General features: G+C 47.2%; 22 protein-coding genes and 2 other annotated features (1 of these 24 only partly in view). All 22 genes read left to right on the forward strand.

Going from position 1 to position 21,796, the window contains the following annotated elements; translation table 11 throughout:
- Positions 1-128 (forward strand) — a binding site (T-box leader); it begins 154 nt to the left of the window's first position.
- A gap of 61 nt (positions 129-189) precedes the next feature.
- The gene (locus tag C161_RS25090) at positions 190-2,856 is read left to right on the forward strand and encodes a valine--tRNA ligase (RefSeq protein ID WP_036605901.1); all 2,667 of its coding nucleotides are present in this window, start codon (positions 190-192) and stop codon (positions 2,854-2,856) included.
- Positions 2,857-2,934: 78 nt separating this feature from the next.
- Positions 2,935-4,311, forward strand: coding sequence for a bifunctional folylpolyglutamate synthase/dihydrofolate synthase (locus C161_RS25095; RefSeq protein ID WP_036673600.1), 1,377 nt, complete (start codon positions 2,935-2,937; stop codon positions 4,309-4,311).
- Positions 4,312-4,367: 56 nt separating this feature from the next.
- Positions 4,368-5,687: a UDP-N-acetylmuramate--L-alanine ligase gene (gene murC, locus C161_RS25100; protein WP_047841184.1), complete on the forward strand. Its 1,320-nt coding sequence runs from the start codon at positions 4,368-4,370 to the stop codon at positions 5,685-5,687.
- 116 nt (positions 5,688-5,803) lie between these two features.
- Positions 5,804-7,030, forward strand: coding sequence for an SPOR domain-containing protein (locus C161_RS25105; RefSeq protein WP_051449932.1), 1,227 nt, complete (start codon positions 5,804-5,806; stop codon positions 7,028-7,030).
- 145 nt (positions 7,031-7,175) lie between these two features.
- Entirely contained in the window at positions 7,176-7,418 is a 243-nt protein-coding gene (locus C161_RS25110; protein WP_036605903.1) for a DUF4321 domain-containing protein, read from the forward strand.
- Between the two features lie 94 nt (positions 7,419-7,512).
- Positions 7,513-8,124, forward strand: coding sequence for a Maf family protein (locus C161_RS25115; RefSeq protein ID WP_036673538.1), 612 nt, complete (start codon positions 7,513-7,515; stop codon positions 8,122-8,124).
- 37 nt (positions 8,125-8,161) lie between these two features.
- Positions 8,162-8,851 (forward strand): RadC family protein, encoded by a 690-nt coding sequence (gene radC / locus C161_RS25120; protein ID WP_036673540.1) that lies wholly within the window; start codon positions 8,162-8,164, stop codon positions 8,849-8,851.
- 183 nt (positions 8,852-9,034) lie between these two features.
- Positions 9,035-10,069 carry a rod shape-determining protein gene (locus tag C161_RS25125; RefSeq protein WP_017692612.1) on the forward strand — a complete coding sequence of 345 codons (1,035 nt, stop codon included), beginning with the start codon at positions 9,035-9,037 and terminating at the stop codon, positions 10,067-10,069.
- A gap of 185 nt (positions 10,070-10,254) precedes the next feature.
- On the forward strand, positions 10,255-11,127 hold the full coding sequence (gene mreC / locus C161_RS25130) for a rod shape-determining protein MreC (protein ID WP_036673542.1): 873 nt from the start codon (positions 10,255-10,257) through the stop codon (positions 11,125-11,127).
- Positions 11,127-11,660, forward strand: coding sequence for a rod shape-determining protein MreD (mreD, locus tag C161_RS25135; protein WP_036673543.1), 534 nt, complete (start codon positions 11,127-11,129; stop codon positions 11,658-11,660). The genes mreC and mreD overlap by 1 nt, the downstream gene beginning before the upstream one ends.
- Before the next feature lie 74 nt (positions 11,661-11,734).
- Positions 11,735-12,397 carry a septum site-determining protein MinC gene (gene minC / locus C161_RS25140; protein ID WP_017692615.1) on the forward strand — a complete coding sequence of 221 codons (663 nt, stop codon included), beginning with the start codon at positions 11,735-11,737 and terminating at the stop codon, positions 12,395-12,397.
- Positions 12,398-12,400: 3 nt separating this feature from the next.
- Entirely contained in the window at positions 12,401-13,195 is a 795-nt protein-coding gene (minD, locus tag C161_RS25145; RefSeq protein WP_036605908.1) for a septum site-determining protein MinD, read from the forward strand.
- Between the two features lie 149 nt (positions 13,196-13,344).
- A complete protein-coding gene (locus C161_RS25150; protein ID WP_036605909.1) occupies positions 13,345-14,193 on the forward strand; it encodes a M23 family metallopeptidase in 849 nt (282 codons plus the stop codon).
- Positions 14,186-15,046, forward strand: a complete 861-nt coding sequence (locus C161_RS25155) for a M50 family metallopeptidase (RefSeq protein WP_036605910.1) — start codon at positions 14,186-14,188, stop codon at positions 15,044-15,046. Before C161_RS25150 ends, C161_RS25155 begins: the two co-directional genes overlap by 8 nt.
- Before the next feature lie 106 nt (positions 15,047-15,152).
- The gene (locus C161_RS25160) at positions 15,153-16,403 is read left to right on the forward strand and encodes an Rne/Rng family ribonuclease (protein WP_036605911.1); all 1,251 of its coding nucleotides are present in this window, start codon (positions 15,153-15,155) and stop codon (positions 16,401-16,403) included.
- Between the two features lie 56 nt (positions 16,404-16,459).
- Positions 16,460-16,544, forward strand: a sequence feature (ribosomal protein L21 leader region).
- 14 nt (positions 16,545-16,558) lie between these two features.
- Entirely contained in the window at positions 16,559-16,870 is a 312-nt protein-coding gene (gene rplU, locus C161_RS25165; protein WP_017692620.1) for a 50S ribosomal protein L21, read from the forward strand.
- 14 nt (positions 16,871-16,884) lie between these two features.
- Entirely contained in the window at positions 16,885-17,214 is a 330-nt protein-coding gene (locus C161_RS25170) for a ribosomal-processing cysteine protease Prp (protein ID WP_036605912.1), read from the forward strand.
- 23 nt (positions 17,215-17,237) lie between these two features.
- On the forward strand, positions 17,238-17,549 hold the full coding sequence (gene rpmA / locus C161_RS25175) for a 50S ribosomal protein L27 (protein WP_017692622.1): 312 nt from the start codon (positions 17,238-17,240) through the stop codon (positions 17,547-17,549).
- 90 nt (positions 17,550-17,639) lie between these two features.
- Entirely contained in the window at positions 17,640-18,437 is a 798-nt protein-coding gene (locus tag C161_RS25180) for a Spo0B domain-containing protein (protein WP_235193928.1), read from the forward strand.
- Between the two features lie 17 nt (positions 18,438-18,454).
- Positions 18,455-19,765: a GTPase ObgE gene (obgE, locus tag C161_RS25185; protein ID WP_036673545.1), complete on the forward strand. Its 1,311-nt coding sequence runs from the start codon at positions 18,455-18,457 to the stop codon at positions 19,763-19,765.
- A gap of 229 nt (positions 19,766-19,994) precedes the next feature.
- The gene (locus tag C161_RS25190) at positions 19,995-20,432 is read left to right on the forward strand and encodes an ACT domain-containing protein (protein WP_017692625.1); all 438 of its coding nucleotides are present in this window, start codon (positions 19,995-19,997) and stop codon (positions 20,430-20,432) included.
- 58 nt (positions 20,433-20,490) lie between these two features.
- Positions 20,491-21,777, forward strand: coding sequence for a homoserine dehydrogenase (locus C161_RS25195; protein ID WP_017692626.1), 1,287 nt, complete (start codon positions 20,491-20,493; stop codon positions 21,775-21,777).
- Positions 21,778-21,796 lie beyond the last annotated feature (19 nt).

Genomic DNA, 21,796 nt, shown 5'->3' on the forward strand with positions numbered 1-21,796 from the left:
GAGGTAGGATGGGCCGGTAGCAGCCGTTATCTGCTTGAAGTGTCACGTCATGTACAAAGGGTGAAGTCTATCTTACTGTAGGCGTGAAACAAAGGTGGTACCGCGAAAGCTAACCTTTCGTCCTTTGATGGATGAAAGGTTTTTTTTGTTTTTTTTGGCGAAGATGATGAAGTAACGGAGGAATGACACATGTCTGAGGAAAAAAAATCTGCTGCAACAGAAATGCCGACCACTTACGATCCTAAGGCGGCAGAGGATAAATGGTACTCCACCTGGATGGAGCGTGGATATTTCAAAGCCGGTCAACGTAAAGATGCAGAGCCGTATACGATTGTAATTCCGCCCCCGAATGTAACCGGGATGCTGCACATTGGGCATGCGCTCGATTTTACACTGCAGGATATTCTGATCCGCACCAAACGGATGCAAGGTTATGACGCACTGTGGCTTCCGGGTTCCGACCATGCAGGTATTGCTACTCAAACCAAAGTGGAGCAGAAGCTGCGTGAAGAAGGTCTGACTCGTTATGATCTGGGACGTGAGAAGTTTCTGGAGAAAGTATGGGATTGGAAAGATCAATATGCCACTACCATTCGTCAGCAATGGGGCAAAATGGGATTGTCGCTTGATTACTCACGTGAACGTTTTACGCTGGATGAAGGTCTGTCCCAAGCGGTTCGTAAAGTATTTGTTCAACTGTATGAAAAAGGCCTTATTTACCGAGGCAAACGCATCATTAACTGGGACCCGGTGAACCGGACAGCTCTGTCCGACATTGAGGTTGAATATAAAGAGGTTCAGGGTCACCTGTACCATCTGCGGTACCCGCTCAAAGACGGAAGTGGCTACGTTACAGTGGCAACAACGCGTCCTGAAACGATGCTGGGTGATACCGCGGTTGCTGTTCATCCGAAGGATGAGCGTTATGCAGATATGATTGGTAAAGTACTTGTACTGCCTATCATTGGACGCGAAATTCCAATTATCGCTGATGATTATGTGGATAAAGAGTTTGGAAGTGGTGCAGTTAAAATCACGCCTGCGCATGATCCAAATGACTTTGAAGTAGGTCTTCGTCATGATCTCCCTCAGATTACGGTAATGGATGAGAGCGGCACAATGAATGCTGAGGCAGGCAAGTATCAGGGACTGGACCGCAGTGACTGCCGCAAGCAGATTGTTGCTGACTTGAAAGAGCAGGGCGTATTGATCAACATTGAGGATCACACGCATCAGGTTGGACACAGTGAACGTACTGGAGCTGTTGTTGAGCCGTATCTGTCTACACAGTGGTTCGTTGAGATGAAGCCACTTGCAGAGAGAGCGATTAAAAAACAACAGAGCGGCGAAGGGGTTAATTTTGTTCCAGATCGTTTTGAGAAAACCTATCTGAACTGGATCGAAAACGTTCGTGACTGGTGTATTTCCCGTCAACTGTGGTGGGGACATCGTATACCTGCTTGGTATGATGAAGAAACAGGTGAAATCATCGTATCTGCTGAAGATCCAACAACGCTGCCAGAGTATGCTGGACGCAAGCTCAGACAGGACGAAGACGTACTCGATACTTGGTTTAGCTCCGGCTTATGGCCATTCTCCACACTAGGCTGGCCGGAAGATACGGAAGACCTGAAACGTTATTATCCGACAAGTGTACTTGTGACAGGGTATGACATCATATATTTCTGGGTTGCACGTATGATTTTCACTGCACTGGAATTCACCGATGAGATTCCGTTCAAGGATGTGCTGATGCATGGTCTTGTTCGTGATGCAGATGGACGCAAAATGTCCAAATCACTGGGCAACGGTGTAGATCCGCTGGATGTGATTGAGAAATACGGCGCAGATGCAATGCGTTACATGATCTCAACCAGCAGCACGCCAGGTCAGGATCTCCGTTTCCGTTGGGAACGGGTGGAGCAGGCTCGTAATTTCGCCAACAAGATCTGGAATGCTTCGCGCTTTGCATTGATGAATCTGGAAGGATTCACCTATGAGGAACGTGACATCAGCGGAGAGCTTGGTACAGCGGATTATTGGATTTTGCACCGTCTGAACGAAACTTCCCGCGATATTACGCGTCTAATCGAAGCGTATGAATTTGGGGAAACGGGTCGTGTGTTGTATAACTTTATCTGGGATGACCTGTGTGACTGGTACATTGAGTTTGCTAAGCTGTCCTTCTATGGGGAAGATCCGGTTGCCAAGAAGAAAACACAATCCGTGCTTGCTTATGTGCTGGATCAGACCATGCGCCTGATTCATCCGTTTATGCCATACATCTCCGAAGAGATCTGGCAGCATCTGCCGCATGAAGGTGAGACCATTACGTTGGCATCTTGGCCGGTATATGATCCTGCTCTTGAGAACCCAGAGGCTGTTGCCGAGATGAACCTGCTTATGGATACCATTCGTGCAGTGCGAAACATTCGTGCAGAAGTGAATGTGCCGATGAGCAAAAAGATCGAGCTGATGGTCAAAGCAAATAGTGCTGAGACGTCCAGCATCATTGCGCGTAACAGTCACTACATCAAACGTTTCTGTAATACGTCCGAGTTCGATAGTGGGCTGGATTTAAACTCACCGGATAAGGCAATGACTGCGATCATTACGGGGGCAGAACTATACTTGCCGCTCGCAGGTCTTATTGATATCGAGCAGGAAGTGGCTCGTTTGGAGAAAGAGTTGGAGAACCTTGAGGGCGAAGTTCTCCGTGTAGAGAAAAAGCTGGCGAACGAAGGCTTTGTAGCCAAAGCTCCTGCCAAAGTTATTGAGGAAGAGCGCGCCAAACAAGCAGATTATTCCGATAAACGGGATAAAGTGATTGCACGAATCAAGGAACTTAAAGGTTAATATATGTGGGTCGGATGGAGAGCCATTATGCCATCCGGCCGCTTTTTTCACTCAAACTCGGGACCGAAGGTGAATCAGATGACGGAATTAGACGGGACAGATGCAGCAGCTCCTTTACTTACGTACAACGAGGCCGTGGACTGGATCAATGGCCTTATTCCTTTTGGCATCCGACCTGGATTGGAACGAATCGAGAGTCTGATGTCCATGTTAGGCAATCCACACCAACGTCTCAAATTTATTCATGTCGCGGGAACGAACGGCAAAGGTTCGACTTGCGCTTTTTTGACGTCAGTGCTTCTTCAGGCTGGATATGATGTGGGTACCTTTACGTCGCCTTATATCACCAAGTTTACAAACCGTTTTCAATACAACGGTGAGGATATTCCTGAAGAAATCCTGCTTAAGCTCTCGAACCGATTACATCCACTGGTCATGGAAATGGCCTCCACTCCGCTTGGATCACCCACGATGTTTGAGGTGTCCACGGCTCTGGCGCTTCTATACTATGCAGAGGAGTGTTACCCTGACGTTGTGGTATGGGAGACGGGGCTAGGGGGAAGGATGGACGTAACGAATATTGTCGCACCTGTTGTGTCCGTCATCACCAACATTGGTATGGATCATACGGATGTGCTTGGAGATACGATTGAGCAGATTGCTGGAGAAAAGGCAGGTATTATCAAGCCGGGAGTACCCGTTGTGACTTGCGCGACTCAACCCGAAGCTGTGAAGGTGATTCAGGAGAAAGCACAGCAGCTTCAATCAAGCGTGTATTTGGCTGGAGATCAATTCTCTTATCATAGACTGGACAGCAATGAGAACGGACAATCTTTTCATTTTACAGGCCCGTTCCGTGATCTGGACGTTCGCATACGCATGCAGGGCTCACATCAATGTGACAATGCAGCGGCCGCACTTATGGTGCTTGAATTGCTTAGACAATACATGGCATTTATGCTGGATGACAACGATATTGCACTTGGACTGGAGAATGCTTTCTGGGCAGGAAGATTCGAAAAAGTCGTCGATGAACCCCGAATTGTGCTCGATGGAGCACATAATCCGGAAGGGGCAGAGTCACTGGCCAAGAGCATTATGGATGTCTATCCGCACAACAAGTTAATTTTGATGATGGGTATGTTGGCAAATAAGCATCACGAAGCGTATTTGCAGCATATACTGCCACTAGTGGATACGCTGATCCTGACCGAGCCAGATTTCCGACGCAAAATGGATGCAGCCGAATTGCTGCAGATTGTCGAACGGGTACGTCCCGCCATTGCGAAGCAGGAACTGGAAATCATCGTCGAGCCCGAATGGGCAAAGGCACTTGATCTATTGAAGTCACGGACGGAAGCGGAAGATCTGGGGGTGGTCTCCGGCACACTGTACCTGATTGCGGATGTGCGGGCAGCCCTTTTGCATCAAACCGATTCTGAAAAAGGTTGGTGAAAGTTTTGTTAAATACATCGGAACACGTTCATTTTATAGGGATTGGCGGATATGGCATGAGTGCCATCGCAAGAGTTATGTTGGAAATGGGATACACCGTTACCGGATCGGATGTCGCTTCACAGGAGTTGACCGAGAAGTTGGCAGCCAAGGGAGCGAAAATATATATCGGACATACGGCAGAGCACGTCACTGGAGCAGACCTGGTTGTCTACTCTACGGCAGCGCCTGCTGATAATGTGGAACGGGTAGCAGCTGCTGAGCTGAACATTCCGATTCTGCATCGTTCCCAGATGCTTGCACGTTTGTTGAACGAACGTAAAGGTGTGGCTGTAGCTGGGGCTCATGGTAAAACAACCACTTCATCCATGATTGCACTTGTTATGGATAAATGTGATACAGATCCGACATACATTATTGGCGGAGAAATCATGAATGTGGGTACCAACGCGAAGGCCGGTCAAGGCGACTGGGTAGTCGCTGAAGCGGACGAGAGCGATGGTTCGTTTTTGCAGTACCATCCATGGCTCGGTATTGTAACCAATATTGAGGCAGATCATCTGGAGAATTACAACAGTGATTTTGAGGAGCTCAAAAGGGCTTATGTGCAGTTCCTGAGCCAGATTCGTCCGGAAGGAACAGCGATTGTGTGTTCTGACGACGAGAATGTTCAAGCGATTTTGCCAGAACTCAAGTCACGGATTACAACCTATGGTATTGATCGTGCTGCAGATTATACGGCAACGGATATTGTATTGGGCGATCGCCGTATCTCCTTTACGATGAATCATCAGGGTGCTGCTATGGGCACGGTGGAATTATCAGTGCCGGGTAAGCATAACGTTTATAATGCGATGGCTACTGTGATTACCTGTCTGGAAGCAGGCATTCCATTTGAGAAGATTGTGGCAGCTATCATCCAGTTCCATGGAGCCAAACGTAGATTCCAGGTATTGGGCGAGGCGCGCGATATGCTGATCATCGATGATTATGCTCATCACCCGACTGAGATTGAAGCTACAATTAGTGCCGCTAAAGCAACGGGCAAACGCATTATTGCGGTATTCCAGCCACAGCGTTATACGCGGACGTTCTTCCTGCTGGATGCGTTCAGTCGTGCTTTTGCGGAAGCGGATGAGGTGCTTATTACGGACATCTATTCTCCTGCGGGCGAAAAACAGATCGAAGGGGTAACCTCAGCCCGACTGGTTGAACTGATCGTTCAAAACAGTAATGCTTCTGCACGTTACCTTCCTACAAAAGAAGAAGTGGTAGCTGATCTGCAACATCGTCTGCAGCCAGGAGATCTTGTGATTACGATGGGCGCAGGTGATATCTGGAAAGTCGGCGATACACTTGCCAAAGGTTTGAAATAGATCAATTGAGAAATCGCCTGTCTTCGATACGAAGCAGGCGTTTTTTGCGTTATATGGAATGTATTCTCCAGTCTCTGCATATAGCTTATATAAATGGGACAAAGGAGAGGGTACGGGTGAGCAATGCTAGAATGACGTTTCGCTTCGGGGATCATGAGTCGGACAAGCCTGAAAACAAGAGGATATCCGCGTCCAGTCCATTGGTGACGTTAAGTGAAGAATTACCGCATAATCAACCGCTAACGCCTAAGATGGATACAACCCCATCATGGACGCCTGAGGATATCCCCGGAGACTGGGGAGAGACGGTGCTGACAAGCTCTGCTGTACCTGAACCTGACGAGCGGGTGAGTCATGATTCGAACTTGAACTTGGATGAGGCCCATTATTTTGGGAACCGTTCCGGTTACGGTTATGTTAATCATACCGATAATCCAGAGGAAGAGCGTCGTGATCTGTCCAATACCCATGATGATCAAGGCCACGACTGGCTTGCAGATTCGGAGAACTATTCCTATAAACGCAATCGCCCTCCAAGGGGATGGAAAATGATTGGTTCTGTTACTGGGGCACTTGTTACCGGAGCGCTTTTTGGTATGGTTATTCTTTCATTTTTTAATAAAGAAGGAGCCGCGAAGCCAGGCGATCTTCTGCCCGTCAATCAGGCAGTTTCTACTGTGACAGGTCAGGAGGGGGCTGCAGGTACAGAACAGCAACTTCAGACAGCTACGACTGGCAGCACGTATTATGCACTTCAATACGGTGTATTCAGTTCTCCTGAACGTGCTGAGCAGGCCAAGCTTGAGCTCGCTCAGGCAGGGATAGCCGCAGGTTCTGATCCTGAAGATGGCAATCGAGTATATGCAGGCATTTCGGCTGATCGTGAAGAGGCCAAGCTACTTAGCTCCAGGCTAAAAGCCCAGGGAGTTGAACTGTATGTCAAGGAGATTGTGAACCCTGAGATCAATCCGGCTATATTCGGTGGCAAACAAGAGGATGTGCAGCTTTTCTTCACGAACAGTTCTGCACTGGTGGAACAATTATCTACTTTGTCCATTCAGCAGCTGGGACAGTCTGCTCCGGCAGCAGTTTCTACAGAAACGATGACCGCGATTCAAAATAAGCACGAGTCTTGGCTGACGGGATTGAATAGTCTTACACCTGGCCTGACCGCAGATGTACAACCTATTATTGGTGGAATGGAGAAATCAATGAACAGTGCAATTACGGCTATCGCGGAGTACAACAAAAACCCGGATGATGTACACATGTGGTCCGTGCAGTCCGATCTGATGGAATATGTACTGCAGCAGAAAAAATGGCTCGAAGCGATAAAGCAGTAACATGCTCTTTCCCATAACAACGCTTGGAAATACCCATCCGGCAAGGAACTGGAAATAGTTCCCCTTGCCGGATTTGTGTTTGTATTGACGTACAAAACCCCGTATAATAATGTGGGTGTCAAAAAATGGCGAGGGAAGATTACCGATGAAAAAAAACTTCGGCATGTTATTGCTGTTTCTGCTGCTCGGCTGGATGGCCGGAGCGTGGATCGCCAAGGCACTGCAGCCTGTAAAGGCAGTAGCCTTTCTTACGAAAGCCACGACCATACGTTGGTCGCCACAGGCTGATCTGGATATTATCAGTTATAATATTTCACTTCAATTTCAAATGAGCCTTCTGAGTCTGATCGGTATGATTGCCGCTGTGTGGCTGTATCGCAGACTGTAGGAGAATGACGAGTTATGACGAAAAAAATTAAACCAGTGACATCTATTATCGTGATCCGGACAGGATGTTGCCGTGGCATAAGGAGCCGTTCATTTTGGATAACACACAACAGCGCCCTATTATTCTGGCCTCCACATCGCCTCGGCGCAAAGAACTGATCGCATCACTCCACCTAGCGTTTGATGTAATACCAAGTCATGCCAATGAAGATACACCACCAGAGTGGACACCTGAACAGACGGTACAGGAACTTGCTTTGCGCAAGGCGCTTGCCGTGTATCGCGGGCTTGAAGGCCGCGAGCAGGAAGCCATTATTGTTGGTAGTGACACCGTTGTTGTTCTGGATGGTGAGATTCTAGGCAAACCCTTAGACGAAGCGGATGCTGAACGTATGTTATCTCGGCTGCAGGGCCGCGTACATCGGGTGTTTACGGGCGTCGCTTGTATTGATGCGGGCAATGGACAGTCGTTAGTTCATTACCGCCAGACCGATGTAACGATGAAAGAGCTGTCGGATGCGACCATCCGTGCTTATGTGCAGACAGGTGAGCCTTCAGATAAGGCAGGTTCATATGCCATTCAGGGCATTGGTGCTTCACTGATCGACCGCATTGAAGGATGTTATTTTAATGTGGTTGGCTTGCCGCTATCTTTGCTAAGTGATATGTTGGATGGGTTCGGCGTACATGTGTTGCCACGAACATGAATGAAGCCAAATGTTGTGAAATGAAAAGAGGGAACATATGGAGTCGCCTCAATACATGATGCGCGACATCCCCCAGGAAGAACGCCCGAGAGAACGCATGATGGAATACGGGGCGGGCGCCTTAAGCCATGCTGAATTGCTGGCAATTTTACTTCGAACAGGCACAAGACAGGAATCCGCGGTGCATATGGCACAGCGGATTCTGGCCGAAGCGGGTGGCATTCGCTCGTTGATGGATTTGAGTCTGGAAGAACTGACCGCGATGAAAGGGATCGGCAATGCCAAGGCTGTGCAATTGAAAGCTGGCATTGAGCTGGGTCATCGGATTGCCAAAAGCAGACTTACACAGTCGACTTCAATTCGTACACCGCGTGATGCAGCTGATATCCTGATGGAACAATTGCGTTATTTGCAAAAAGAACATTTTGTGTGTCTCTTTCTGAATAGCAAAAATCATATTATTGCCCAGGAAACACTCTCCATGGGCAGCCTTAACGCTTCGATTGTACATCCACGTGAAGTGTTCCGGGCTGCCATCAAATGCAGCAGCGCATCGATTGTGTGCGCACACAACCATCCGAGTGGTGATCCTACGCCCAGTCCGGAGGATATCCAAATAACCAAGAGACTGATTGAAGCAGGCGCTATTGTTGGCATTGACGTGCTTGATCATATTATTATCGGAGATGGAACGTACGTAAGTTTGAAGGAGAAGGGCTTAGTATAATATAATGGTTGGCGTTGATGTTTTCCTATGAATGTTAACGGCGTTGTCCGTAAAAGATAGGTTCACTTTACAAATGCAAAAAAACAAATGCGAATATTAGCTCCACGTATTGCGTGGGAATAAAATTATTACGCTCTGGATCAGAATGGAGCGGCTATATGAGGCAGAAAAGGAGATTATGTTATGTTTGGTGGTTTTACGAAAGATTTGGGTATTGACTTGGGGACAGCAAATACGTTGGTTTATGTACGAGGAAAAGGAATTGTGGTGCGAGAACCTTCGGTTGTCGCTATACGGACAGATACAAATAGCATCGAGGCAGTAGGTGAAGCCGCCAAAAAAATGATTGGACGTACACCAGGTAACATTCGTGCCATTCGTCCAATGAAAGATGGCGTTATTGCCGATTTTGATACAACAGCAACGATGATCAAATATTTCATCCGTGAGGCGCAAAAACAACGCTCTATGTTCCAGCGTCATCCAAACGTGATGGTATGTGTACCATCCGGGATCACGGCAGTAGAACAACGTGCGGTTGAAGATGCAACCAAACAGGCTGGAGCACGTGAAGCCTATACAATTGAAGAGCCTTTTGCTGCTGCAATCGGTGCAGATCTGCCTGTATGGGAACCAACGGGTAGTATGGTTGTCGATATCGGTGGTGGTACAACGGAAGTGGCTGTTATCTCTCTTGGTGGTATTGTAACGAGCCGTTCGGTTCGTGTAGCAGGTGACGAGATGGATGAATCCGTTATCCAGTACATCAAACGTCAATACAATCTGATGATCGGTGAGCGTACATCGGAGCAATTGAAGATGGACATCGGATCAGCTATGCCATTGGAACAAGTAGAAACGATGGAAATTCGTGGACGTGACCTTGTAACAGGTCTGCCGAAGACAATTACGATTACTTCGGACGAGATCAGTGAAGCGCTGGCTGATACGGTGAATGCAATTGTTGAAGCGGTAAAAGTAACACTGGAAAAATGCCCGCCTGAACTTGCAGCCGATATCATGGATCGGGGTATCGTTCTTACAGGTGGTGGGGCGTTGCTTCGCAACCTGGACAAGCTTCTTGCTGGTGAGACAGGAATGCCTGTCATTGTGGCTGAGAACCCGCTGGATTGTGTAGCAATCGGAACAGGTAAAGCGCTAGAGAATATTCATTTGTTCAAAAGCAGAAGCAGTTCGGCAGTTCGTTCCAAACGTTAATTGGTATTTGCCTAACTTGGCATAGCGACCAAGTGGCAAGATATCTTTATAGAGGACCCGGTTAACCCCGGGGATGAGCTATTACCCGCTTAACAGGGGAGGATCGGCTGATATTCTCGCAGGGACTACAGGTCTGACAGTCTCCCCGCCGGGCATGGCTCGGAAGAGAATATGGATGTTAGAGGGTGTTCGAACTGTTTAAACTGCTAGGCAACAAAAGACTTTTTGTTTTGCTGGTGGGCCTTGTTACATTTATCGCGTTAATGGGCTTTACGCTCAGTCCGCGAACCACTCTATCCTGGCCGGAGAAATTCCTGAAGGATTCAGTTGGATTTGTACAATACGTATTTTACAAGCCCGCTTCCTATGTAGCGGGCTTTTTCAAAGATGTAGCGAACATGCGTACGGTATATGATGAGAATGAAGAGCTTCGCATCGCAATGGGTCACTATACCCGGGATCGGCTGAAATACAATGATATGGAGCAAGTGAATGAGCAACTTCAGAAAGCGCTCAATTTCACAGAAGAACAGAAGAATCGCTATAATTACGGTTCACGAATTGCTCAGGTTATCAGTGCCAATTCGGATCCAAATAGCAGAACCATTAACATTGATATCGGTGAAAATGCGGGAATCAAGCCGGGGATGGCCGTTACCTCCCAGGAAGGGCTGGTCGGCGTGATCAGTCATGTTAGCTCATATACGTCAACGGTTAATCTGTTAACGTCCATGGACGCCAATGATCCGACATCCAATGCCATTGCAGCAACGGCAGTAGGTAAGGAGAAAGTATTTGGTATGATTGAGAGTTATGATCCGAAGACGGGCATGCTCAAAATGACCAAGATCTCAGAGGATTCAAACATCAAAGAGGGTGATGAAATAATTTCATCCGGGATCATCAATAACTTTCCGAAATACATGCGGATTGGTGAAGTGGAAAAGGTTGAAGTTGGGGAGTACGGTTTAACGCGAACTGCGATTATCAAACCATACGCAAGCTTCCTTGATTGGAAAGAGCTGATTGTCATTATCCCGCCTGAGGTAAAAGAATAATGGTAACACGTAAGCAAGTTTTGTTCCTGTTACTATTCCTTTTGTTCATTGCGGAAGGCACAATTTTGCCACTGCTCATCCCTTCTGGCTGGCAGATGCGTATTTCTGCCAATCTGGTCTATATCGTAATTTTGTTTATCGCTGTATATCATCATCGTCACACGGCACTAGTACTGGGTATATTTTTTGGACTATTGCATGACGTTGTATTCTACGGCGAGATGATTGGACCTTATGGATTCTCGATGGGATTATCGGCATATATGATGGGACTCATTTTTCAAGCACCGCGTGCACCACTGCCGGTTATGGTATCGGTTGTCATTTTGGGAAGTTTGCTTAATGACACCATGCTATTTTTCCTGTACAAGCTCTTCCAACTTAACCACGTGACCTTTGATTGGGCGTTGATTGAATACATGATTCCTAATTTGTTCATTCATTTTGTGTTTGCCTTGATCATTTATGTCCCGCTTCGGAAACAACTGGAGCGGATCGGCAAGAGACGGAGCAAGACAGAAGAAGCTTCCTAAATACATTTATGGAGCGCAAAGCAGGAACTTGGGGCCCCGGGCACGAAATGTAATGAGATGGGAGGGACAGGCTTATGACGGTAAAATCGAATCACGTAACGATTAAAGGCATCCGAGACGGCCTGGTTTTCCTGTTGGACGATCAATGTGAATTCGAGGAATTGCTCTATGAGCTCCGCTATAAGCTGGAACACAGCCATCAAAATATTTTGACCGGACCGATTGTTCATGTGGATATCAAGTTGGGTGCCCGCGAAGTGACAGAGGACCAGAAAGAAGCAATCCTCGATATATTGAAGCAAAAAGGGAATTTGCTTATTCGATCCATCGACTCACCTGCACTCCAACCGGAGGTTAAAGGACCACCGCCGATTGTAACCATGTGTGGTATGGTGCGTTCAGGTCAGGTGCTTCATCATGAAGGAAATCTCCTATTTCTTGGGGATATCAATCCGGGGGGCACAGTGACGTGTACCGGAGATATATATGTGTTGGGTTCACTCAGAGGTATGGCTCATGCCGGAATTGGCGGGGACGAGGAAGCGATCATTGCCGCTTCGGTATTTGCACCGACGCAGCTAAGGATTGCGGATATCATCAGTCGTCCTCCCGATGAATGGGAGAGCCGAGAGACCGGAATGGAATTTGCTTACTTACAGGACAATCAGATGCAGATAGACAAAATGAGCAATATCGTTCGGTTACGCCGAGATTTTAATGTGTTTAAAGGAGTGTAGCTCATGGGAGAGGCGATCGTGATCACTTCGGGTAAAGGCGGCGTGGGTAAAACAACCACCTCGGCAAACATCGGGACAGCGCTGGCGCTGCTCGGCAAAAAGGTTTGTCTGGTAGATACCGATATCGGCCTTCGTAATTTGGATGTCGTGATGGGACTCGAAAACCGTATTATTTACGATCTGTGCGACGTTGCGGACGGCCGCTGCCGTCTGAATCAGGCTTTGGTCAAAGACAAGCGTTTCGAAGAATTATACATGTTGCCTGCGGCGCAGACGAGAGACAAAAACTCAGTGTCGCCAGAACAGGTCAGAGATATTATCCTTGAATTGAAAAAAGATTTTGAATACGTCATTATTGATTGCCCAGCCGGCATAGAGCAGGGTTTCAAAAATGCGGTAGCAGGAGCAGATCAGGCCATCGTGGTCACTACACCGGAAAATGCTGCAGTACGTGATGCGGATCGTGTCATCGGCCTACTGGAGAGTTCGCACATTCAATCACCAAAGCTGGTGGTGAATCGAATTCGCAATAATATGGTTAAATCGGGTGACATGTTAGATATCGATGGTATTTTACAAGTACTTAATATTGACCTGATTGGCATCGTGCCTGATGATGAACTGGTCATCAAAGCGGCCAATTCAGGAGAACCTACGGTCATGAATCCGGATTCACTTGCGGCAATTGCGTATCGCAACATTGCACGACGCATTCTGGGAGATACGGTCCCATTGATGCAGCTGGAGCAGAAAAAGGGCGCTTTTACTCGTTTCAAAAAGTTCTTGGGAATGGGTTAACTCATTTAAATGGACTTATTCATTATCTAATTACATGACAGCCGTGGCTTATAGCCCGGCTTTTTTTGTTACCTGCGGGCAGGCTTGTTCATATTATCAACCACCTCTTCATAGGATGTAGTAAACAAGCCTCGGCGGGAGGACATTCCATGAACACGAAACTCAGAATCAAGCAGAGACGAGAAGAACGTATCCGGCGACTGATGGATGGTGCCACTGTGGAGGTCTTACAGGAGCAGAAATTAGGTTCACTGTTGGACAAGAATGAGATCATACACCCAAAACCATTTACGCCTAGTGAGGGGACACAGGAAAGAGATCCGGAATGGTTGTGGAAAAAAGAGAATGGTCATTTCGTTCCAGGGGGGCATTCGAGATTCAACCTGTTCAAGTCACTTCTCAAACGGACGGTTATTAGCGCTTTGATATTTGGCGGAGTATGGGGTCTATTTCAGTTGGATACATCGTGGACGACATCACCCAAAACAGTAATTGCGGATGCACTCCATCGGGATATGGATTTTGCCTCAGCATCGGCTTGGTATGAACGGCATTTTGGAGGAACGCCTTCGTTTCTTCCGGTCCTCGGACATACGACGGATGCTGTGAACGGATTGAAAGTAAGGCAGTTACTGGGCAAACCGATCTCAGGCACAGTGGTTCAGCCATTCGCGCTGAGCATGAAGGGAATTGAGATCGTACCGGATGCCGCAGGTGCAGAACTTATACAGGTCGCAAGTTCTGATGCTGGGCGTGTCATGGAGGTTATCGGAGATGCAGCAAGTGGATTCACAGTTGTCATCCAACATACAGGCAATGTCACGGCAATATACGGTCGGCTGAACGAAAGTGAAGTGAGCGTGAATGATTGGGTGGAAGCGGGGAATCCAGTGGGGAGTCTCAAGGCTAAGGGTGGTGAACAACCGGCTACGCTCTATTTTGCAGTCAAAGAGGGGGAGGAGTACGTAGACCCGGCGGAAGTTGTTGCCCTTGATTAGGGTGTGGGGAGTCCATATTACGTTTCATCCGTTTTTTGTAATTATCATGATGGCCTCCCTTCTGACTGGACATTTTATTGAGCTTATTACGTTGTTTGCCATCGTATTTATTCATGAATGTGGACATGCTGCGGCGGCAGCACTTCTGGGCTATCGTGTCTTGTCGATCCAGATGCTTCCTTTTGGAGGAGTTGCGGTTATCGAAGATGGAGGTACGATCACGGCCTACCGGGAAATCATGATTGCTCTGGCTGGTCCATTACAAAACATCCTGATGGTTGGCGTGGTTATGCTGTTGCAGTATGGCAATCTGGGCGATCCGGTATTTCTCAACTATATCATTCAGGGGAACCTGCTCATTGCCCTATTTAATCTGTTGCCTGTACTTCCTCTGGACGGAGGTAAAGTTGTTCAGGCACTTGTCAGTCTGTGGGCACCTTACTATACAACATTAATGTGGACTTACAGAATTAGCATTCTGTGTAGCGTAGGGGTTATTTTATATGCTATCAGCCGATGGTTTACTGGAGACTACGGCCTACCGCTCAACATTCTGTTAATCGGCCTTTTTTTGTTCTATTCCAACGTAACGGATTACCGAAATGTGCCCTATCGCTTTATTCGTTTTCTGATGAATCGAGAGGGTGCGTTTGCTCGTCACGCGGCTACTGGCAGTTTGGCGCAGCCAATAATCTCATTCCCGGCGAAACCTTTGGACACTATTTTGCGTCTATTAAAGAGAGAAAGATACCATATGGTATACGTGATGAACAGACAGGGTCGAATTATGGCCGTATTGCCTGAGCAACGGATTATCGGTTCCTATTTTCAACAAAATGGTAATAAATTGTAGTGTTCTGGTGGACCTGTTCTGAAATGGGTTAATATATGTACAATGAGAATTGAAAAGATACTGAAATGGATGTGGATGATTTGAATTGTCTTCTAGAGGTGAAGCCATGAAACAAATGATAGTACATAATGAACATAACCTCATGCAAATGGCGCTTCTGGAAGAAGGCAAAGCTGTGGAATTTACGGCAGAGCGTACACGTGATCGTGGACTGCTGGGTTCCTTTTTCAAGGGACGGGTCGTGAATGTGTTACCAGGTATGCAGGCTGCTTTTGTGGATATTGGTCAGAAAAAGAATGCGTTCCTCTATGTGGACGATGTGTTGCATCCCCATCTGGAGAAGCAGCCCAAGGTGAAGCCTTCCATCTCGGAGTTGCTTCGTCCGGGTCAGGAAGTCATTGTTCAGGTTCTGAAAGAACCGGTAGGAGGCAAGGGAGCCCGGGTGACGACTCATTATTCACTCCCGGGCCGTTGGCTTGTCTACATGCCTGTTGCTGACTATGTAGCGGTATCCAAGAAAATTGCCCGTGAAGGGGATCGTTCCCGTCTTAAGGCACTTGGGGAGCAACTGAGGCGGGATGAAGAAGGACTTATTATTCGGACCGTATCTGGAGAAGAGCAGCATGAAGCCATTAAGTCGGACTTGGAAACATTACGCGCGCAGTGGTATCTGATTCGTGAAAAAGCGGACAGTTTGCCTTCACCAAGCCTCTTGCATCGGGATCATAGCATGGTACAGCGAATCATCAGAGATGTGTATACGCCAGGGAGTGACGAAGTCATCACTGATAGTGAAGGACAAGCCCGTGAAGTAAAAGCATTGCTCGAAGAGATTAGTCCTGGTCATCAACCTAAAGTACAGGTGTATCGGGGAACAGAATCCATCTTTGCTGCCTATGGTGTGCAGGAACAGTTGAATAAGGATTTTGCCCGGAAAGTGTGGTTGCCCGGAGGCGGATACATTGTTATTGATCATACTGAAGCTCTGACTGTAGTGGATGTGAACACAGGCAAATATACGGGAGCTGGCGGTGACAGTCTGGAAGAGACCGTGACAGAGACCAACATACAGGCAGCAGTGGAGATCGCTCGTCTGATGCGCCTGCGGGATATCGGTGGCATGATTATTGTCGACTTCATTGATATGGAGGAAGCCTCGAATCGGCATGAAGTCGCGGCAACCTTGGAGGGTGAGCTCAAGAAGGATCGGACCAAAGCGTTTGTAATGGGTTGGACCAAGCTTGGATTGCTCGAACTTACCCGTAAGAAAGTGCGGGAAGAGAGTACGTTGCCCTATGTGGAGCCGTGTTCTTCCTGTCATGGTACGGGAAAAAGATATATTTCACCATTGCATTGATTTTTGATATATTGCGTGATATAATCTTCAAGTATGTGTTTAGCCTAATGGTCTTGCACATGCTGTAACCGCACTGGCCGGGTATAAGAACAGTTCCGCAAGGACACTGTCACCTGAGAACGGGCGAGTCTGAGACATGAGGAGGTGCAAGGCAAATGTACGCAATTATTGAAACAGGCGGCAAACAGTACAAAGTCCAAGAGGGCGATGTTCTGTTCATCGAGAAATTGACTGCGAACGATGGCGAAAGCGTAACGTTCGACCGTGTCCTGGCTGTATCTAACGATCAAGGTTTGACAGCAGGTACACCATTGATTTCTGGAGCTACTGTAACGGCTAAAGTGGAGAAACATGGCAAAGGACAAAAGGTTATCGTATACAAATACAAACCTAAAAAGAACTACCATGTGAAGCAAGGTCACCGTCAACCGTACACTAAAGTAACTATCGAAACAATCAAAGCGTAAAGAAGGTGCGATAAGTGATTATCGTTCAAATCTTTCGTGATGAGGACGGGAACATCGAACGTTTTTCCATTGAAGGGCATGCTAATTTTGCCAAGCGGGGAGAAGACATCGTATGTGCCGGGGTATCCGCTGTTACAGTGGGTACGGTGAACTCGATTGAAACATTGACCGGTGTCGAAATGGATGCCAAGATGAAGAATGGCTTTTTAAGCGGTTCTTTACCTTTGTTAGAGAGAGGGGAAACCTGGTCCCAGGTACAATTGTTACTCGAATCCATGGTGGTTATGCTCTCTAATATTGCAGAGTCATACGGGAAGTATATTAAAATACAGCAATTCAAATAAGCAAAGAAGGAGGACAACCAATCATGTTGAAATTAAATCTTCAGTTATTCGCATCGAAAAAAGGTGTAGGTTCCACGAAGAACGGACGTGACAGTAATGCTCAACGTCTGGGTGTTAAACGTGCTGATGGTCAAACTGTAACTGGTGGTAGCATTCTCGTTCGCCAACGCGGAACGAAAATTCACCCAGGAACTAACGTTGGCATCGGTAAAGATGACACTTTGTTCGCGAAAATCGACGGCGTTGTAAAATTCGAACGTTGGGGACGCGATCGCAAAAAAGTAAGCATCTACCCTGTTAATGTTGCTCCTGTAGCAGCAGCAGTAGAAGCGTAATATCGGCATTCCGCCTAAGGAGCCTTCGGCATTTTTGCCGAAGGTTTTTTGTATTCAACGGTTATTCGATAATGAACTGGCAGAAGAGACATGTTATACTTGGTTACGGTGGGTGTAGACCAACCGAGTTTTGTAGAACGGGGAGAAGCCATGAAATCTTGGAAAAGAGTGCCGTGGATTGCGGCATGTTCACTTCTGATTCCTTTGGTTTTCGTTATGTTGTATCCGGCGATGATCTCAAGCGTCGTGTGCGCATTGTGGTCCGTCGCAGTATTGCTCATTTCTGTGAATGCGATGAAGAAACAGGCGGAGGCGGAACGCAGAGCCATCATACAATCCATGGAAAAAACAGCAATTGCTTCATTAAATCATCATCGACACGACTGGATGAACGACCTTCAGGTGTTATATGGATATCTTCGACTGGGCAAACTTGATAAATCCTTGCAATGTGTGGAAAGAATAAAAGAGCGGGTTACAGAAGAAAGCCGAATCTCCAGATTAGGTATTCCTTCCCTCGTATTTTATCTTCAGTCTTTTCGTGCCAGTGGAATTGCGCTGGACTTGCATGTGGAAATAGAAGATGAGTTGCAGCTTAGTGCTCTGGTCTCTCCCGAGGATGGCGAGTCACTTACCGGGGCGATTGCTGATGCAATCAGGGCCTATCAATATGGCGGAGGCCGGTCTTCTTGGGGAGAGGTTCGCAAACTGACCTTAAACTTCGGACAGGATCATGGAGATGTGGTTGTCCGACTGGATGGGGATCAAACACCCGATCCGGAAACACTGCGGCAGCTTACTGCCGTACTCAAAGGAAAAAAAGTCAGAACGGAGCAGTTTCCGTCTGAGGATACCTTTATACAATTCAGAATGCCGTGTGGAATATAGGAAGAAGGGGTTAACCAATGTTTGTAGATAAAGCGAAGATTTATGTAAAAGCCGGAGATGGAGGGGACGGAATTATTTCGTTCCGTCGTGAGAAGTATGTACCAAACGGCGGACCTGCCGGGGGCGATGGAGGCAGAGGAGCTGACATCATTTTCCGCGTGGATGAAGGTTTGCGTACGTTGATGGATTTTCGTTACCAGCGTCACTTTAAGGCCCCACGTGGTGAGAAGGGACGTAACAAAAGTCAGCATGGTGCAAACGCGGAGAACATGATTGTGCGCATTCCACCAGGAACTATCATCTTGGATGAAGACAGTGGAGAAGTACTGGCGGATATGACACGTCACGGTCAACAGGTTGTTATTGCTCGTGGTGGTCGGGGCGGACGAGGGAACATCCGATTTGCTACACCGAACAATCCTGCACCTGAACTTGCTGAGAACGGTGAAGAAGGACAAGAGCGATACATCGTACTCGAACTGAAAGTTATGGCAGATGTTGGTCTGGTTGGTTTCCCGAGTGTCGGGAAATCCACATTGCTTTCTGTCGTTTCGTCAGCCAAGCCAAAGATCGGGGCATACCATTTCACAACCATTACACCGAATCTGGGTGTAGTCGGTGTAGGAGAAGGCCGAAGCTTTGTCATGGCTGATCTGCCTGGACTGATTGAAGGTGCGCATGAAGGAGTCGGACTGGGACATGAGTTCCTGCGTCATGTCGAGCGTACTCGTATTATTGTTCATGTCGTAGATATGTCGGGTTCGGAAGGACGCGATCCTTTTGAAGACTGGCAGAAAATCAATGACGAATTGAAGTTGTACAATCCGCTCCTCGCCGAGAGAACGCAAGTTGTAGCAGCTAACAAGATGGATATGCCAGACTCTGAAGCGAACCTGGAGCAATTTTTACAGCAAGTTCGTGAAGTGCAACCTGATATTGAAGTGATGCCAATTTCATCCTTGACTCGTAAAGGGATTCAAGAACTTCTGTATCGTGCAGCTGATCTGCTGGATCAGGCTCCAGACGAGCGAGTGGTTGAAGAGGTAGCAGATGTATCTGAACGTAAAGTATACAGTCTGGACAAAAAAGAAGACGATGGTTTCAAAATTGTGCGTGAGAACGAAATGTTCGTTGTCGAAAGTGCCAAGATTGACCGCATGATGAAACGGATGCAACTGAACTCGCACGAGGCTATACTGAAACTCGCACGTACACTGCGTTATATGGGTGTGGATGCTGAGTTGCGTAAGCGCGGAGCTGTAGAAGGCACCATCGTTCGTATTGGAGACTTTGAATTCGAATTCGTGGAAGGTAGCAGTTACTACTAAGTAGCCGTCTTCCGTGGAGAGACAGATTGATATAGGAACGCAGAGAAGTGGGAAGTTGACCCGCAACTCTGCGTTTTTTTTGTTTTTTCCTGACATGGGAGAGGGATAAACTTGTATACTGTGAGGAACGTATTTCAAAAAATAGGCGTGTCATGTATTGCCCTTTTGTTATAGATCCTATATAATGTCCACTATATGAATACATGAGTCTTTGAGGAGAGGACGTTCTGTGAACGAACGCTATTACTTAGTACGGGAAGATATTTTACCAGAGGCAGTGGTGAAGACCATGCAGGTAAAAGAACTACTGGCTTCTGGGGATGTTAAAACAGTGCATGAGGCGGTTGAACAGGTCGGATTAAGCCGGAGTGCCTTTTACAAGTACAAGGATGGGATTCATCTGATCAACCAGCTTGAGCGCGAGAGAATTGTAACGATCTCCATTGATCTGGAGCATCAGTCGGGGATCTTGTCTCGTGTGCTTGGACATGTAGCTGGTTATGGAGCTAACGTACTCACGATTAATCAGAGTATCCCGCTTCAAGGAAGAGCCAATGTTGTCATTTCGGTGGAAACGACACATCTTCATGGCGAAATTGGTGAAATGCTGGATCGAATGCAAGATATGCCTGGAGTAAGACGTACACGTATTGTAGGCCAAGGGTAATTAGGCTTTAACATACAGGACTGACGGACAAGAATAGACATTAGGGGGTAGATCGTTAGTGAAACCGGTAAAAGTCGGATTGTTGGGTCTGGGAACTGTCGGAACGGGAGTCGTTCGCATTGTGGAAGGGAATCAGGAGGATCTGAGCAGTCAGGTTGGATCGCCGATTGTCATCGAGAAGATCGCAGTGAAAAATACAGAGAAAGAACGTGTTATTGCTGTAGACCGTGCCAAGCTTACGGAAGATCCTTGGGAAGTCATTCGTCATCCGGATATTGATGTCATCGTTGAAGTTATGGGCGGCATTGATCAGACGAAGGAGTATATTCTTGAAGCGTTGGAACGTGGGAAACATATCGTAACAGCAAACAAAGATCTCATGGCACTACATGGTACAGAGATTTTGGCGAAGGCACAGGAAAAACAATGTGACGTGTTCTATGAGGCGAGTGTTGCTGGAGGGATTCCGATCATTCGTACGCTGATTGAAGGTTTCTCTTCTGATCGGATTACCCGCATTATGGGGATTGTGAACGGAACAACGAACTTTATTCTGACCAAAATGAGTCAGGAAGGTGCATCCTATGAAGAAGTGCTGGCTGAAGCACAGGCTCTGGGATACGCCGAATCCGATCCAACTTCCGATGTGGAGGGACTTGACGCAGCTCGCAAAATGGCGATATTGAGTACACTCGGTTTCCGCACCAATGTGGAGTTGAAGGATGTAACCGTTAAAGGAATATCCTCCGTAACTCGTGAAGACATTATGTATGCCAAAAGATTGGGCTATGAGATGAAGTTACTTGGTATTGCGGACCGTATTGGCGATGAGATCACGATCAGCGTTCAGCCGACAATGGTTAGACAGAATCACCCGATTGCTTCAGTCAACGGTGTGTTCAACGCAGTATATGTACACGGTGAAGCTGTAGGGGAGACGATGTTCTACGGTGCGGGTGCGGGAGAACTCCCAACGGCAACTTCGGTTGTAGCTGACATTGTGGCGGTTACCAAAAACCTTAAACTTGGCGTGAACGGTCTCAAAGCAATTGTGCCTTATAAGATTAAGCGACTACAAAGCGACGAGCAGATCGTGTCGAAAAACTTTATTTTACTACACGTAGACGACAAAGCCGGTGTATTGGCACAAATCACACAAATTTTCGCGGAATATGATGTCAGTCTGGCGTCTGTTGTTCAACAGCCGAATGAGCACAACCCGGATGCCGAGATCATTATCGTTACACATAATGCAAGTAAGGCAAGCATGGATAAAGTGTTAAAACATTTTGAATCACTCAGCGTCATTCGCCGCATTAAGAGTGTTTACCGGGTCGAAGGATAATTGTCCTTATCCCATACGG

It is taken from the genome of Paenibacillus sp. FSL R5-192 (assembly GCF_000517845.1).
Lineage (GTDB): Bacteria > Bacillota > Bacilli > Paenibacillales > Paenibacillaceae > Paenibacillus > Paenibacillus amylolyticus.

Excerpts from the sequence above, each read along its gene's own strand:
- obgE (WP_036673545.1), top strand. The coding sequence starts at position 18,455 with ATGTTTGTAGATAAAGCGAAGATTTATGTAAAAGCCGGAGATGGAGGG.
- mreD (WP_036673543.1), top strand. The coding sequence starts at position 11,127 with ATGGTAACACGTAAGCAAGTTTTGTTCCTGTTACTATTCCTTTTGTTC.
- C161_RS25125 (WP_017692612.1), top strand. The coding sequence starts at position 9,035 with ATGTTTGGTGGTTTTACGAAAGATTTGGGTATTGACTTGGGGACAGCA.
- murC (WP_047841184.1), top strand. The coding sequence starts at position 4,368 with ATGAGTGCCATCGCAAGAGTTATGTTGGAAATGGGATACACCGTTACC.
- C161_RS25095 (WP_036673600.1), top strand. The coding sequence starts at position 2,935 with ATGACGGAATTAGACGGGACAGATGCAGCAGCTCCTTTACTTACGTAC.
- C161_RS25090 (WP_036605901.1), top strand. The coding sequence starts at position 190 with ATGTCTGAGGAAAAAAAATCTGCTGCAACAGAAATGCCGACCACTTAC.
- rpmA (WP_017692622.1), top strand. The coding sequence starts at position 17,238 with ATGTTGAAATTAAATCTTCAGTTATTCGCATCGAAAAAAGGTGTAGGT.
- rplU (WP_017692620.1), top strand. The coding sequence starts at position 16,559 with ATGTACGCAATTATTGAAACAGGCGGCAAACAGTACAAAGTCCAAGAG.
- C161_RS25160 (WP_036605911.1), top strand. The coding sequence starts at position 15,153 with ATGAAACAAATGATAGTACATAATGAACATAACCTCATGCAAATGGCG.
- radC (WP_036673540.1), top strand. The coding sequence starts at position 8,162 with ATGGAGTCGCCTCAATACATGATGCGCGACATCCCCCAGGAAGAACGC.
- C161_RS25180 (WP_235193928.1), top strand. The coding sequence starts at position 17,640 with ATGTTATACTTGGTTACGGTGGGTGTAGACCAACCGAGTTTTGTAGAA.
- minD (WP_036605908.1), top strand. The coding sequence starts at position 12,401 with ATGGGAGAGGCGATCGTGATCACTTCGGGTAAAGGCGGCGTGGGTAAA.
- C161_RS25150 (WP_036605909.1), top strand. The coding sequence starts at position 13,345 with ATGAACACGAAACTCAGAATCAAGCAGAGACGAGAAGAACGTATCCGG.
- C161_RS25110 (WP_036605903.1), top strand. The coding sequence starts at position 7,176 with ATGAAAAAAAACTTCGGCATGTTATTGCTGTTTCTGCTGCTCGGCTGG.
- minC (WP_017692615.1), top strand. The coding sequence starts at position 11,735 with ATGACGGTAAAATCGAATCACGTAACGATTAAAGGCATCCGAGACGGC.